This window comes from Bradyrhizobium sp. USDA 3256 (assembly GCF_054058275.1).
In genome coordinates this window covers 8422512-8436170 of the sequence record NZ_JBSSAE010000002.1, presented here as the reverse complement: position 1 = coordinate 8436170, position 13659 = coordinate 8422512, and the positions used below count along the sequence as shown (strand labels likewise).

The 13659-nt window shown below is 64.2% G+C and carries 14 protein-coding genes and 1 other RNA gene; 9 read left to right on the top strand and 6 right to left on the bottom strand.

Features of this window, described 5'->3' with window-relative positions:
• Positions 1–9: 9 nt before the first annotated feature.
• Positions 10–1863, bottom strand: a complete 1854-nt coding sequence (locus tag ACVWY5_RS41610) for a DNA polymerase III subunit gamma/tau (protein WP_028335944.1) — start codon at positions 1861–1863, stop codon at positions 10–12.
• 109 nt (positions 1864–1972) lie between these two features.
• Positions 1973–2069, bottom strand: an RNA gene (ffs, locus tag ACVWY5_RS41605) — signal recognition particle sRNA small type.
• Between the two features lie 111 nt (positions 2070–2180).
• Here ffs and ACVWY5_RS41600 point away from each other — a divergent pair.
• The 6 genes from ACVWY5_RS41600 (at position 2181) to ACVWY5_RS41575 (ending at position 7080) form a co-directional block, all read left to right on the top strand.
• Positions 2181–2600: an HIT domain-containing protein gene (locus ACVWY5_RS41600; RefSeq protein WP_028335945.1), complete on the top strand. Its 420-nt coding sequence runs from the start codon at positions 2181–2183 to the stop codon at positions 2598–2600.
• Between the two features lie 7 nt (positions 2601–2607).
• On the top strand, positions 2608–3558 hold the full coding sequence (gene nudC / locus ACVWY5_RS41595) for an NAD(+) diphosphatase (RefSeq protein ID WP_028335946.1): 951 nt from the start codon (positions 2608–2610) through the stop codon (positions 3556–3558).
• Positions 3559–3635: 77 nt separating this feature from the next.
• On the top strand, positions 3636–4583 hold the full coding sequence (locus tag ACVWY5_RS41590; protein WP_028335947.1) for a sugar kinase: 948 nt from the start codon (positions 3636–3638) through the stop codon (positions 4581–4583).
• Between the two features lie 76 nt (positions 4584–4659).
• Positions 4660–5160 carry an Lrp/AsnC family transcriptional regulator gene (locus ACVWY5_RS41585; protein WP_016848075.1) on the top strand — a complete coding sequence of 167 codons (501 nt, stop codon included), beginning with the start codon at positions 4660–4662 and terminating at the stop codon, positions 5158–5160.
• Between the two features lie 101 nt (positions 5161–5261).
• Entirely contained in the window at positions 5262–5633 is a 372-nt protein-coding gene (locus ACVWY5_RS41580) for a hypothetical protein (protein WP_051376246.1), read from the top strand.
• Complete coding sequence (locus ACVWY5_RS41575; protein WP_028335948.1) at positions 5614–7080, top strand: methyl-accepting chemotaxis protein; 1467 nt, start codon at positions 5614–5616, stop codon at positions 7078–7080. Before ACVWY5_RS41580 ends, ACVWY5_RS41575 begins: the two co-directional genes overlap by 20 nt.
• A gap of 342 nt (positions 7081–7422) precedes the next feature.
• On the opposite strand, the gene ACVWY5_RS41570 is transcribed toward ACVWY5_RS41575, so the two are convergent.
• Together ACVWY5_RS41570 and ACVWY5_RS41565 are read right to left on the bottom strand one after the other, a co-directional pair.
• Positions 7423–8922: a phosphomannomutase/phosphoglucomutase gene (locus ACVWY5_RS41570; protein ID WP_028335949.1), complete on the bottom strand. Its 1500-nt coding sequence runs from the start codon at positions 8920–8922 to the stop codon at positions 7423–7425.
• A gap of 328 nt (positions 8923–9250) precedes the next feature.
• The gene (locus ACVWY5_RS41565) at positions 9251–9514 is read right to left on the bottom strand and encodes a hypothetical protein (RefSeq protein ID WP_283089179.1); all 264 of its coding nucleotides are present in this window, start codon (positions 9512–9514) and stop codon (positions 9251–9253) included.
• 84 nt (positions 9515–9598) lie between these two features.
• On the opposite strand from ACVWY5_RS41565, the gene ACVWY5_RS41560 reads away from it, so the two are divergent.
• From ACVWY5_RS41560 to ACVWY5_RS41550, 3 genes are all read left to right on the top strand, one after another.
• Positions 9599–10324: a hypothetical protein gene (locus ACVWY5_RS41560; RefSeq protein WP_283089178.1), complete on the top strand. Its 726-nt coding sequence runs from the start codon at positions 9599–9601 to the stop codon at positions 10322–10324.
• 9 nt (positions 10325–10333) lie between these two features.
• Positions 10334–10819: a hypothetical protein gene (locus ACVWY5_RS41555; RefSeq protein ID WP_283089177.1), complete on the top strand. Its 486-nt coding sequence runs from the start codon at positions 10334–10336 to the stop codon at positions 10817–10819.
• Between the two features lie 108 nt (positions 10820–10927).
• Entirely contained in the window at positions 10928–11320 is a 393-nt protein-coding gene (locus ACVWY5_RS41550; protein ID WP_028335951.1) for a hypothetical protein, read from the top strand.
• A 30-nt stretch (positions 11321–11350) separates the two neighbouring features.
• On the opposite strand, the gene ACVWY5_RS41545 is transcribed toward ACVWY5_RS41550, so the two are convergent.
• Complete coding sequence (locus tag ACVWY5_RS41545) at positions 11351–11863, bottom strand: TIGR02281 family clan AA aspartic protease (RefSeq protein ID WP_028335952.1); 513 nt, start codon at positions 11861–11863, stop codon at positions 11351–11353.
• A gap of 201 nt (positions 11864–12064) precedes the next feature.
• Positions 12065–13516 carry an NCS1 family nucleobase:cation symporter-1 gene (locus ACVWY5_RS41540; RefSeq protein WP_028335953.1) on the bottom strand — a complete coding sequence of 484 codons (1452 nt, stop codon included), beginning with the start codon at positions 13514–13516 and terminating at the stop codon, positions 12065–12067.
• Positions 13517–13659: the final 143 nt, after the last annotated feature.

Genomic DNA, 13659 nt, shown 5'->3' with positions numbered 1-13659 from the left:
AGCCAAATATCAATCGTCGTCGCTGTCGGAAGTTTCAATCGGGTCTTCGCCGGTGGCATCCGAAACCGGAACCTCGGCGGCAAGGCGGCGGACCTCGACCACCTTGGTGCCGGGGAAGCGCGCCAGCACCTCCTGCACGCGCGGATCGGCCTCGGCGGCGCGCTGGTGCTCGCTGCGCGCCAATTCGTTCTGCGAGCGCACCGTAGGCTGGCCGGCCTCGTTGGAGATGATCACGGTCCAGCGCCGCCCGGTCCACAGTTCGAGCTTGCGCGACAGATCGGTGACGAGCGCGCGCTGCGCCTTCGGCTCGAGGGCGATCTCGAGCTGGCCGTCCTCGATGCGCACCAGCCGCACATCGGCCTCCAGCGCACTCTTCATCATGATGTCGCGCTTCTCGCCGGCGAGCGCGATCAATTGCGGAAAGCTTGATATCCGCAGCGCCGGCGCGGCATCGGCGACCGGCGCGGCCATCTGCGGACGCGCGGCGAGATCGGCGCGCGGCGCGGCCTGCGGCGCGCGCACCGGCGCCGACGGCATGGCCGACATCGCCGAGCTCGGTGCGCCGCGTGACGGTGACGAGGCGGCGGAGCCTGACGTCGCGGGAGCCGCGCCGCCGCCGTTCTGCTCGATCATCCGGATCGCCTCATCCGGCGTCGGCAGATCGGCGACGTAGGCAATCCGTACCAGCACCATCTCGGCGGCAGCGGCTGGGCGCGTCGCGGTCTGCACCTCGGCGATGCCCTTGAGCAGCATCTGCCACATCCGCGACAGCACCCGCATCGACAGCTTGGCGGCGAACTCGCGCGCCCGCACCCGCTCGGTCTCGCCGAACGCGACATTGTCGGCCGTCCCCGGCACGAACTTCACGCGTGTGACGAAATTGACGAACTCGGCAAGGTCGGACAGCACCACGACCGGATCGGCGCCGACGTCATACTGCGCGCGGAACTCGGCGAAGGCGGCGGCGATATCGCCGCGCGCCAGCTGTTCGAACAGATCGATCACGCGGGTGCGGTCGGCGAGGCCGAGCATCTGCCTGACCGCGTCGGCCTTCACGTTGCCCGCGGCATGCGCGATCGCCTGGTCGAACAGCGACAGCGAGTCGCGCACCGATCCCTCGGCCGCGCGCGCGATGATGCCGAGCGCCTCGGGCTCGACCTCGACGCCTTCCTTGGCCGCGATATTGCCGAGATGCTTCATCAGCACGTCGGCTTCGACGCGGCGCAGATCGAAGCGCTGGCAGCGCGACAGCACCGTGATCGGAACCTTGCGGATTTCGGTGGTGGCGAACACGAACTTGGCGTGCTCCGGCGGCTCCTCCAGCGTCTTCAGGAAGGCGTTGAACGCCGCCGTCGACAGCATGTGGACTTCGTCGATGATGTAGACCTTGTAGCGCGCGCTCGCCGGCGCGTAGCGCACGCTGTCATTGATCTGGCGGACATCGTCGACGCCGGTGTGGGAGGCGGCGTCCATCTCCAGCACGTCCATGTGCCGGCTTTCCATGATCGCCTGGCAGTGCACGCCGAGGTCGGGCATGTGGATGGTCGGCCCCTGCACCGAACCGTCCGCCTTGGCGTAGTTCAAGGCGCGGGCGAGGATGCGTGCGGTGGTGGTCTTGCCGACCCCGCGGACGCCGGTGAGGATCCAGGCCTGCGGAATCCGCCCGGTCTCGAACGCGTTCGAGACGGTGCGCACCATGGCCTCCTGGCCGATCAAATCCTCGAAGCTGGAGGGGCGGTATTTGCGGGCAAGAACGCGGTAGGGTTTTGCGGCGTCCGGCGCGCCGCCGAGATCGAAACCGCCGTCAGGGCTTCCTTTGCCGGCGCCGTCGGACGGTTGGGAGGGGTCGCCAGCGTCATTCATGCGTCGATCCGCAACTTGGGTGTCTCTTCAGCCGGCGTGCGGATAGGAGCCAAAATCGAGCGCCGGGCGCGGAGACCGCCATTCCAGCGCGATTCGCTCGGAAAAACAGGTAGGAGACTGACGAGCGACCCGATCCGGACCTCGTTAGGGCTGCTTCCTTCCGGACCTGACCCGGTTGGCGAGTGGCTCGTCCACCGCCAATCTCCCGGTCCCTATTTGGGGCCAAAACCGCCGGAAAGCAAGCGGCCTGACCCGGCTTTGTAAGGCTGGCTTTGTGGGACTTGTCTGGGAACACGGAAAGGCATTATTTGCCCCACATGCCCGCCTCCAATTGGTCGCTGCACTCGCAGCTCAAGAAAGACACCATCGACATCGGCGACCTGCCGCTGTGCAAGGTGCTCGTCATCAAGGATGCGCATTATCCGTGGCTGCTGCTGGTGCCGCGGCGCGACGGCGCGGTCGAGATCATCGACCTCGACGAGGTCGAGCAGGCGCAGCTGATGACCGAAATCACCCGCGTCTCGCGGGCCCTGAAAGAGGTCACCAAGTGCGACAAGCTGAATGTCGCCGCGCTCGGCAACCTCGTGCCGCAGCTCCACGTCCACGTCATCGCGCGCCGCACCAGCGACGCTGCATGGCCGCGTCCCGTTTGGGGCGTGATGCCGCCGCTGGCGCATGACGCCGAGGAAGTGCAGAATTTCATCAGCGCGCTTCGCCGCAAGATCTGGTTGGGTTGAACATTCAATGTCTGCATTCGATTCATTTCCGCTCGGCCAGCCGGCCTTCGTCACCCACGTGCTGGACCGCGCCGCGCATCTGCGCACCAACGACGAGAAGCTGTTCGCGCTGGAAGGCCACCGCGAGGCCCGTGCCTACGTGATCTATCGCGACTCGCTGGTCGTGAAGCAGGAGGATGGCGGGGCCCGCGCACTGCTCTCGCTGGAGGAAGCCCGCAGTTACGGCGCCAATCCCGGCACGATCTTTCTCGGGCTGCGCGACGCCGCGCCGATCTTCGGCATGGGGATCGCGCCGCAGGCGGCCGAGAAGCTGGTCGGACGCAGCGACGTCGCGATCACCGAATTGCGCGGCATGGCGATGCAGGGCGTGGTGCCGCCCGAGCAGCTCTCGGCCATCGCGATGGCGAAATCGATGGTGACCTGGCATCAGCGCCACGGCTTCTGTCCGAACTGCGGCACCCGCACCGCTATGAAGGACGGCGGCTGGAAGCGCGAATGCCCGAGCTGCAAGGCCGAGCACTTTCCGCGCACCGACCCGGTCGTGATCATGCTGGTCACGTACGGCGACAAGGTGCTGCTGGGACGGCAGAAGCAGTTCATGCCCGGCATGTATTCCTGCCTCGCCGGGTTCGTGGAAGCCGCCGAGACCATCGAGGACGCCGTGCGGCGCGAGATTTTCGAAGAGTCCGGCATCCGCTGCACCGACGTCAATTACTACATGACGCAGCCCTGGCCCTATCCGTCATCGCTGATGATCGGCTGCACCGCGCGCGCGACCAACGAGGACATCGTCGTCGACCGCACCGAGCTGGAAGATGCGCGCTGGTTCGACCATGCCGAGGCGGCGCTGATGCTGAAGCGCCAGCACCCCGACGGGCTCGCCGGCCCGCATCCGTTCGCGATTGCCCATCATCTGCTCGGCCGCTGGGTGCACCACCAGAACCCGTTGGACAAATAGCGGGAACCGGACATCGTTCTGCCGATTAAGCTGGACACAGTTCTGGCAGTAACGGAACCATTGCGACGGATCCCCGCATGAATTTTCAGAACGGCGCCCCGAAAGTCCCGCCCCGCATCCTCTGCATCGGCCTGCCGGTGCGCGACCTGACCTTTCGCGTCGGCGTCCCGGCGCGCGGCTCCAAGGAGAACGCGACGCATTTCGACGAGATCTGCGGCGGCAATGCGCTGAACGCCGCCATCGGCATCGTCCGGCTGGGCGGGCGCGCTTCGATCTGCGGACCGATGGGCGATTCGCAGGAGACCTCGAGCCGCTACATCTTCGACAAGCTCGCCCAGGAAGGCATCGAGACCAATCATCTGATCCACATGCCGAACCTGGTCACCCCGATCTCGGCGATCATGATCGACGACAGCGGCGAGCGCACCATCGTCACCTTCCGCGATCCGGAGCTCTGGAAGGTCAAGCTGCCGCCGACCGAGCTGCTGCTGGAGGATTGCGCGGCGATCCTGACCGAGAGCCGCTGCGCGCCGTTCTGCACCGAGCTTTGCGCCGAGGCGGTCAAGCGCGGCATCCCCGTGGTGGTCGACGTCGACCGCGCGATGTCGATGCGGGAGGGACTGCTCACCGCCTCCTCCCATCTGGTGTTCTCCAGCGAGCCGCTGCAGGAGACCGCCGACGTCACCGACGATGGCCAGGCGCTGCACAAGCTCGCCAAGCTCACCCCCTCCTTCCTGGCCGGCACCCGCGGGCCGATGGGCACGATCTGGCTCAACGAGAACGGCGAGCTCGAGGAAACCCCGGCCTTCCCGGTCCATACCGTCGACACGCTCGGGGCCGGCGACGTCTTCCACGGGGCATTCGCCCTCGCCATCACGGAGAAGCAGCCGTTGCGGGACGCGCTCCGCTTCGCCTCGGCCGCTGCAGCGCTGAAATGCACCCGCTTCGGGGGTGCTTATGCCGCACCGCAACGTACTGAAGTTGAAGAGTTTTTGGGTCAGCACGCCGACGCCAAGCCGGCCTGAGCCGCCACGAATCGCTTGATTTGGAAGATTCTTCTCTATATGAGGGATATTGAACCTTCATATGGAACTTTCTTCTATGACCGATGTCGCCATTCAGCTTCATGACAACAGCCGCCGCCTCGACGCGATCGATCGCAAGATTCTGACCGTGCTGCAGGAGGATGCGTCGCTCTCCGTCGCCGAGATCGGCGACCGGGTCGGCCTGTCGTCGACGCCGTGCTGGAAGCGCATCCAGCGGCTGGAGGCCGACGGCGTGATCCTGCGCCGCGTGGCGCTGGTCGACCAGAACAAGATCGGGCTCGGGATTTCGGTGTTCGTCTCGGTCGAGAGCGCCGACCATTCGGAAGCCTGGCTGCGCAAATTCGCTGATGCCGTCAGCGCCATGCCCGAGGTGATGGAGTTCTACCGGATGGCCGGCGACGTCGACTACATGCTCCGCGTCGTGGTCGCGGACATGCAGGCCTACGACGTGTTCTACAAGAAGCTGATCAGTGCCGTGCCGCTGAAGAACGTCACCTCGCGCTTCGCGATGGAGAAGATCAAGTCGGTGACGGCGCTGCCGGTGCCCGCGGCGTAAGCGCCGCCGCACAATCCCACACGATAGGTCGATACGCTCCCAGGTAGTTGGCGCGTTCGGCATTTACCTGAAGTTAGCGGCGGCAGCGGTATTCTGCTGCGATGAAGCCGGGGGACATCATCCCAGCGAAACGACGGCCCGCCTGGCTGGGCGCGGCCGCATTGCTGATCGCGAGCTGGATCGCGGTCGCAACGCTGTCGTTGCAGGTGCGTGCGGGCAGCGATGTGGTGGCCGTGGCCTTTCCGCCATGGTGGCGCGCCGAGCGCGTGCTGCTGGCCGCCGCATCCGCCGATGCGTCGATCGTTCGGATGACCGCGATCCCGGCCCTGCTGGTGGTGCGGCCTGACCGCAATGGCGGGCTGGGCCGGCTGTACGAGGCCGGCGCCTTGCTGACCATGGATCCGCAGGCGATCGCCGGCTGCTTCAGGGCGGATGACGATCTGGGGGTTGGGGATGACCTTCGAAGGCGATGAAATGGCCACCCTGCGCGAGACGGCCAGCAAGATCCTGCTCGTCGTGCTGTGGTTGCACGTTCCGATCGCGATCATCGTCGGCATGACGCTGCACACCGACTGGCTGATGCCGGCCGGCTTCATGGTCGCGATGGCGCTGGCCGCGACGGTGTCGTGGCGCGTCTCGGGGAACGGCGTTTCAACCCGCCTGATCGTTGCCGTGGCCTTGATGGCCGGCGTGTCGATGCTGGTCTACCAGTTTGCCGGCCACCGCTGGCAGGTCGACATGCACATGTATTTCTTCGCCGCGCTGGCGTGCCTCGTCGCCTATTGCGACTATCGGCCGATCGTCGCCGGCACTTTGGCTGTTGCCCTGCATCACCTGACGCTGAATTTCATCCTGCCGGCCGCGATCTATCCCGGCGGCGCCGATTTCGGTCGCGTCGTTCTCCACGCCGTAATCCTGCTGATCGAGGCCGGCGTGTTGATCTGGCTCGCGCACACGCTTGCCGAACTGTTTAGGACGTCGGCGCTGAAGGCGGCGGAGGCCGAGGCCGCCGGAGCCGCCGAGGCGCGCGCCAATGCCGAGCGCATCGAGGCCGAACGCGCCAAGCACGATCGCGATGCCGCGCGGCGCGAGCTCGCCGCCGGCTTCGAGCGCAAGATCGGCGAGGTCGTCGAGGCCGTCGCGGTAGCGGCGAGCGCGATGCAGGACCTGTCGGCGACGATGAACGGCAGCAACGCGGAAACCATCCGCCAGGCCACCGCCGCCGCCTCCGCATCGACGCTGGCCTCGAGCAATGTGGAAACCGTCGCGTCCGCGACCGAGGAGCTGACGGCCTCGATCAACAACATCGCCGAGCAGGTGACGCGCTCGGCGCGGATCGCCGCCAAGGCCGCCGACGAGGCACGCCGCACCAACAGCGTCGTCGAAGGGCTTGCCGCCGGCACGCAGAAGATCGGCGAGGTGGTGACGTTGATCCAGAGCATCGCCAGCCAGACCAATCTGCTCGCCCTGAATGCAACCATCGAAGCGGCGCGCGCCGGCGAGCATGGCCGCGGATTCGCCGTGGTCGCGAGCGAGGTCAAGGCACTGGCCAACCAGACCGCCAAGGCGACCGAGGAGATCTCGGCGCAGATCCAGGATATCCAGAGCGCGACCGGCGCGGCCGTCAGCGCGATCGGGAGCATCGGCACCACGATCGCGGAGATCGACCAGGTCTCCGGCGAGATCGCGGCCGCCGTCGATCAGCAGGGCGCGGCGACCCGCGAAATCTCCAGCAATTTGCAGCAGGCCGCCGATCGCACGCGGGACGTCAACAAGGGCATCCTCAACGTCAACCGCGCCTCCGAACAGGCCGGCAGCGCGACCGCACGACTGCTCGATGCGGCCAACGGCCTGTCGTCGCAATCGGAGTGGCTGAAGACCGAACTGGACCGCTTCCTGGCTTCGCTGCGGGCGGCGTGAGGACTGTCATCGGCTGGTCCCGTTTACGCCGAGACTTCGACGACGCCACGAGTGCGCAGCGCGCCGAAGCTTAGCGGAGGCGGCAATCCGGGTGATGACAGGTGTGGGGGACTAAGACTCCTTCCGCTTGTCGTCCCTGCGAAAGCAGGGACCCATACGCCGCGGCGGATGCGATGGATGGGACCCGTCGTTCCGGCGTCGCGCAACAATGAACTTCGGTGGTTATGGGTCCCTGCTTTCGCAGGGACGAGATCGAATTTGATTTGGCATCGCCGGCCAAGCAACGCGGTGTAGTCGCCCGCGAAAGCGGGCGATGACGAGTTGATTCGCGGAAAGCCCGCCTCAAATCTTCTGATTGTACTCGCCGACCTCGGGATGCGTGCGCAGCACGGTATCCATCGCCTCGAACATGTCGTGCATGCGCCGCTCGCTGACCGGGCTTTCCACCACGACCACGAGCTCCGGCTTGTTCGAGGACGCGCGCACCAGGCCCCAGCTGCCGTCGGCGACCGTGACGCGCACGCCATTGACGGTGACGAGGTCGCGGATGTTCTGGCCCGCGACCTTCCCGCCGTTCTGCTGCAACGCTTCGAAGTGCTTCACGACAGCATCGACGACGCCGTACTTCGCCTCGTCGGCGCAATGCGGCGACATGGTCGGCGACGACCAGGTCTTCGGCAGCGCGTCCTTCAGGTCGGCCATCGACTTGCCGGGGGCGCGGTCGAGCATCTCGCAGATCGCGATCGCCGACACCAGGCCGTCGTCATAGCCGCGGCCGAACGGCTTGTTGAAGAAGAAGTGGCCGGACTTCTCGAAGCCGGCGAGCGCGCCGAGCTCATTGGTGCGCCGCTTCATGTAGGAATGGCCGGTCTTCCAGTAGACCGTCTTCGCGCCCTGCTTCTGCAAGACGGGGTCGGTCACGAACAGCCCGGTCGACTTCACGTCGACGACGAACTGCGCGTTGGCGTTGATCGCCGACATGTCGCGCGCCAGCATGACGCCGACCTTGTCGGCAAAGATCTCCTCGCCGGTGTTGTCGACCACGCCGCAGCGGTCGCCGTCGCCGTCGAATCCGAGGCCGACATCGGCCTTGTGCGCCAGCACCGCATCGCGGATCGCGTGCAGCATCTCCATGTCTTCCGGATTCGGATTGTATTTCGGGAAGGTGTGATCGAGCTCGGTGTCGAGCGGGATCACATCGCAGCCGATCGCCTCCAGCACCTGCGGCGCGAACGCGCCCGCGGTGCCGTTGCCGCAGGCCGCGACGACCTTCAGCCTGCGCTTCAGCTTCGGCCGGCTGGTGAGGTCGGCGATGTAGCGCGCCGGATAATTCTCGTGGAATTGATAGGAGCCGCCGGCCTTGTTGTTGAATTCGGCGTTGAGCACGATTGCCTTCAGCCGCGACATCTCGTCGGGACCGAAGGTGAGCGGACGGTTGGCGCCCATCTTGACGCCGGTCCAGCCATTGTCGTTATGCGAGGCGGTGACCATGGCGACGCAGGGCACATCGAGATCGAACTGCGCGAAGTAAGCCATCGGCGTCACCGCGAGCCCGATGTCATGCACCTTGCAGCCCGCCGCCATCAGGCCCGAGATCAGCGCGTATTTGATCGAGGCGGAATAGCCGCGGAAGTCGTGACCGGTGACGATCTCCTGGCGGACGCCGAGCTCCGCGATCAGCGCGCCGAGCCCCATGCCCAGCGCCTGCACGCCCATCAAGTTGATTTCCTTGTTGAACAGCCAGCGCGCGTCGTACTCGCGAAACCCGGTCGGCTTCACCATCGGCTCGGATTCGAAGGCATAGGTGTTCGGAACCAGCACGGATTTCGGCTTGGGAAACATGGGTCGGCCTTATGGTCGTATGCAGAAAAACTTCGTCGCAGCCTTTAGCGAATGCATCGCCGCAGCGGAAGGCAGGATTGACGGCTTGTGGCTAATAATTGCGGCAGATTTGGCGTCGGCGAAATACTGTCGTCATCCACCCAAACTTGCCCGGCAGCGCAATATGCACGCTGTCGCGCCCTACGAGTTGGTTGACCGCCAATCGCTCCGACCCAGCATGGTTTCTGCAGGGGGGGCAGGGAAGGACAGGCATTGCCGTGCGGTTGTTATTTCAGCCGCTCCCGGCGCTCTGCAATCTGCGCATCGAATAATTGACACGTCGGGCAACTCACCGATATATTTTCATCGTCGCAACAATTAAGCCCGCACCGGAAAATCCGCTGCGGGCTTTTTGAATCGGACAGGCCGCTGTCAGCCAGTACACTGCCGAGCGCGCCGAAATTGGCCACCGCAGCGAGCCGAACTGGCTGATAGCCAGGGCCGCCCCCACCGACAGACGGGCGCCCCGGCGAAGACGATGGGCAAGCCGAACCGGAAGCGACACTTCCGCGCCATTGCGCAAGCCATCCTTTAAGCACTTGCCTTCAAACATCTAAAGCCAACCCAGCCCTCTCCGCGAGGTGCGGTCACGCACGGGCTCGCCCGAAACTGTCCGCAATATCTGTAGGTAATGATCATGCCTGATTACTCTCTGGTGCCGGTGGATCATCAGCCGGACTTCGATGACTACTCGCTCGTTCCCGTTGACCACGATCCGTTCGCCGCGGATCGCCTTGCTCAACAGGCGCAGATTCAACAGCCGCCGACACCAACTCAACCAGCGCAGCCACAGCCGCAAACCCAGCGGCAACAGCCCGCGACAGGAGCCGGTCAGCCTGGCGTCAATGGGCCAGCGACTGGCAACAGCCCCAGCGGATCGGATGGCATCGTCGGCATCAAGCGCTTCGGCGGCGACGAAGGTGGTGACTATCCGAGCCGCAATGCGGGGATCGGTTTCGAGAGCGCGGAACGCGCATGGGACGCTGCCCGCAAGGAAATGATAGACCTTGGTACCCAACATTACCCGGAAGAGACCAAGAGCAGGGGTTTCATCCCGGAGTTGGGCGTGGAAATTCATAAGCGCAACGGACTATATTACTACGATCAGATAGCGCGCGGATTCCAAGACGGAGCGCTCGGCGGTGGTGTGGGGTTTGGCGATAGCGGTGCGGTGGCACGTGGGCACATGCACTGGGATAATCAGCACGAGAGTGATGGAGATCTAAACAATGCGAAAGCCTACTCCCAGAAAACTCCGGATTATCGAGCGTGGGTTGGATCTTGGGATGGGAGCTATTTGTATTGGCTTCACGGCAAGCCGACGGGGTCGAGAATGCCTGATTGGAATCGATACAAATATTGAGTCATGCCGATGAAAATGTTCGCGCTCGCGGGAGCCTTATGCCTTCTGCTCACCAGTTCAACGGTATGCAAGGCAAACTCCGGCCCCTGGTGTAAGCCGGATGTCGTGACTTTGACTTTCAAAAATCAACAAGGCGGGGATCTTGCGAGGATCGAACTTCGCACCCTCAAGGCAGTTTGCGACCGAAACCCGGAAAAAAAAGGGTTTGGGGTAGGCCTCGAACGGTCGATGCGCATTGAACACAATGGACAATGGACCGATGTGCCGAAAGAGTGTCTATCCGTTTTTGCTTTTGGCGTAGATGAGGTGTCGCTATCAGGTGACGATCGCGGTCTAGGCATAGCTATTATTGGGAAACCGACGGAGAGAGACGAGAGTTTAAAAGTCTCGATATTCAAACACGGTGACGAAGTCTTTTGCTCTCAGGTCGTGCGCTGCTCGAATCTCGACGATCCGCCCGACTATATTAGAGAGTGCAGTAGGGATTTGCGGTGAGCACGCCGGGAGACCGGCTCGACACTCTCCGAAACCGCCTCAGTGGCCCGAATTTCTGCCGAAATGGGGACCTGGTCCGCATCACAGGGGAAGACATGGAGAGGTCTTATGAGGCTTCTGAGGACCGGGATACTCGCACTTTCGCTAACCGTGACGGCGACCGTTGGGCTGGCTGCGGATTACGAAATTTTCGCTGAGTTTGCGACTGTGGAGACTGGGGTAAACCATTATGCTGTCGAACGCCTCGACCACAAGAACGAGAAGCTTCATCACTGCACCGCAGTCCTCGACGCCGAGACCAAGCAATTAACCGGTCAATGCGCCGAGAGGCCCGGCTTTCCGGAGAAACCGATCGGCAAAGGACTTAACGTACAGGGAGGGATTTCAAACATTTTTGGCGGATGGCCAGTGTTAGGCTCTTGGAAAATCGATCAGACTACCGGGAAAACTGAGTTCTGTATTTCAGACCCTGCTCAGTGCGTGGAGGTAACTCCGCAATAGACTTGGACAGGGCTTTGATGCCAATCGGCCTTACTGCTCCAGCAACAATTTGCCGTTGGCGTATTCAAAGCGCTTCAGCTTGGACAGGAAGGACAGCCCGAGCAGGTTCTCCGACAGCGCTTCGTCCGGCAGCACCAGCGCGTCGACGTCGCGTACGGTAAGGCCGCCGATCTCGATCATGGCGATGCGGGCGCGCGCCGCCTTGATGGTGCCGTTCGCGGTGGTGACGCGCGAGGTGTAGTCGCCCGGCACCGGACGCAGGCCGAAGCGCGCGGCCGAGGTCTCGTTCAGGGCCACCACGGAGGCGCCGGTGTCGACCATGAAGTTGATGCGCTGGCCGTCGATCCGGCCGTCGGTCGCGAAATGACCGCGAGGATCGGGCGCAATGCTGACCGTGCGGGCGCTGGCCTGCGCCACCGTGACGGCTGGGGCCATGGTCTGCTTTGTGGTGGTCGCGGCGGCGGGCGACATCTTGCTGGCCATCTGAGCCATGAAGGTGCCCAGCCCGATCAGGATGGCCGCGAAAATCATCAGGTTACGCATGACACCATACTCGGAAAACCGAACACGCAATTTCACCACGCCGCCCGCCCCGCCGCGAGCGAGGGCGGCGGCACGAGCCTGCCATTTTGGCGAAAAGGATGAGCGAAGAGTTAATACGAGCCCCGAGGGGCGGCCGAATGACGTCGGTCGCCCGCGAGGGCCGTAATTTTTCGGCCCCAGGGCGGATTCTAAGGCCGTCTCTCAGGCCGTTCTGGCGACCGGGCTCGGCATCGCAACGCGAAGCGCGTAATAGACCGCGCCCGCGATTCCGACACCGAAGAACCAGCCATAGACCGCCCACCACGCAGGCAGGATCGAGGTGAAGTTCGGCAGCACCGACGAGAACAGCGCCCCGACGCCGGCCGCGATCAGCGCGCTGACGTTCCAGCCGTTCTGGAAGCGATATTCGCCGTTCTCCTGATACAGCGCCGGCACGTTCACGCGGCCTTTGGCGATCAGATAATAGTCGACCATCATGACGCCGAAGATCGGCCCCATGGTCGCGCCGATCAGCCCGACGAACGAGGCGGCACTGCCCTCCCAGGGCGCGAACGGATACAGCGCCAGCGCGATCAGCGCCGCGATGTAGCCGCCCTTCTTGAAGTCGATATGCCGCGGAAACACGTTCGAGAAATCGAACGCCGGCGAGACGAAATTGGCGACGACGTTGATGCCGAGCGTCGCCACCGCGAAGGTGACCGCGGCGAGCAGCGCCAGGAACCAGCTGTCGAACTTGGCCGAGATCTGGTCGGGATGCAGCAGCACCTCGTGGTAGACGTTGAACGCCGCGATCGTGGTGACACCGGCGACCAGCGAAAACAGGACCAGATTGACCGGCAGGCCCCAGATATTGCCCTTGCGCAGCGCCTGCACGTCAGGCGCATAACGCGAGAAGTCGCAGAAGTTGAGATAGAGCGCGGCGAAATAGGTGATCCAGGTCGCGGCGACGGCGCAGAGCGCCGGGAAAGAGCCGGGCACGCCGGGCACCCCGGCTTCCTTGGTCTTCTCCAGCAGCACGTCCTGCGGGATCGGCGCGGTGAGCGAGATGCCGCCGGCCGCGATGCAGAGATAGATCGCAAGGATCAGCATCATCAGCCACACCGCAGGTCCCGCCCAGTCCTGGAAGCGGCGGACGGTTTCCATGCCGCGCTGGATGATCAGGAGCTGCAAGGCCCAGATCACGACGAAGCAGATCACCTCGAGCGTGGAATGGCCGAGCATATGGCTGGATTGGTGGAATGCCTTGAAGCTGTCCATCCGGGTCAGCAGCGCGACGATCGCGCCCGAGGCCGCGGCGGTCTGCGCGCCGTACCAGAAGCAGGCGACGATGGCGCGGACCAGCGCCGGAATGTTGGCGCCCCAGACCCCGAACGAGGCGCGCGCCAGCACCGGATAGGGCACGCCGGTCCTCACGCCGGCATTGCCGATCAGGCTCATCAGCACGAAGATCACCAGCGAGCCGACGCCGATCGCGAGGATGAAGTTGACGAAGCTGCCGCAGAGCAGGAACAGGCTGGCGGCGAGATAATAGCCCCAGAGGCTGTGCACGTCCGAGGTCCAGACGTTGAAGATGCTGAAGGCGCCCCAGTTGCGTTCTTTGGCCGGCGCCAGGTCTTCGTTGTACAGCGACGGCGATGCGTTCTTGATCTCCACGGTGGCCTCCCCAAACTGCGAGCCCGTGATCCCATCCCAGCGTGCAAATCTAACCACCGTTTGCGGACGCTCGCCAGCGCCGAACTCAATCCTCTCGTCATGCCCGGCCTTGTGCCGGGCATCCACGTCTTTGGACCACCAAC

Excerpts from the sequence above, each read along its gene's own strand:
- ACVWY5_RS41610 (WP_028335944.1), bottom strand. The coding sequence starts at position 1,863 with ATGAATGACGCTGGCGACCCCTCCCAACCGTCCGACGGCGCCGGCAAA.
- ACVWY5_RS41575 (WP_028335948.1), top strand. The coding sequence starts at position 5,614 with ATGACCTTCGAAGGCGATGAAATGGCCACCCTGCGCGAGACGGCCAGC.
- ACVWY5_RS41580 (WP_051376246.1), top strand. The coding sequence starts at position 5,262 with ATGAAGCCGGGGGACATCATCCCAGCGAAACGACGGCCCGCCTGGCTG.
- ACVWY5_RS41560 (WP_283089178.1), top strand. The coding sequence starts at position 9,599 with ATGCCTGATTACTCTCTGGTGCCGGTGGATCATCAGCCGGACTTCGAT.
- ACVWY5_RS41565 (WP_283089179.1), bottom strand. The coding sequence starts at position 9,514 with ATGTTTGAAGGCAAGTGCTTAAAGGATGGCTTGCGCAATGGCGCGGAA.
- ACVWY5_RS41555 (WP_283089177.1), top strand. The coding sequence starts at position 10,334 with ATGAAAATGTTCGCGCTCGCGGGAGCCTTATGCCTTCTGCTCACCAGT.
- nudC (WP_028335946.1), top strand. The coding sequence starts at position 2,608 with ATGTCTGCATTCGATTCATTTCCGCTCGGCCAGCCGGCCTTCGTCACC.
- ACVWY5_RS41550 (WP_028335951.1), top strand. The coding sequence starts at position 10,928 with ATGAGGCTTCTGAGGACCGGGATACTCGCACTTTCGCTAACCGTGACG.
- ACVWY5_RS41600 (WP_028335945.1), top strand. The coding sequence starts at position 2,181 with ATGCCCGCCTCCAATTGGTCGCTGCACTCGCAGCTCAAGAAAGACACC.
- ACVWY5_RS41545 (WP_028335952.1), bottom strand. The coding sequence starts at position 11,863 with ATGCGTAACCTGATGATTTTCGCGGCCATCCTGATCGGGCTGGGCACC.
- ACVWY5_RS41570 (WP_028335949.1), bottom strand. The coding sequence starts at position 8,922 with ATGTTTCCCAAGCCGAAATCCGTGCTGGTTCCGAACACCTATGCCTTC.
- ACVWY5_RS41590 (WP_028335947.1), top strand. The coding sequence starts at position 3,636 with ATGAATTTTCAGAACGGCGCCCCGAAAGTCCCGCCCCGCATCCTCTGC.
- ACVWY5_RS41585 (WP_016848075.1), top strand. The coding sequence starts at position 4,660 with ATGACCGATGTCGCCATTCAGCTTCATGACAACAGCCGCCGCCTCGAC.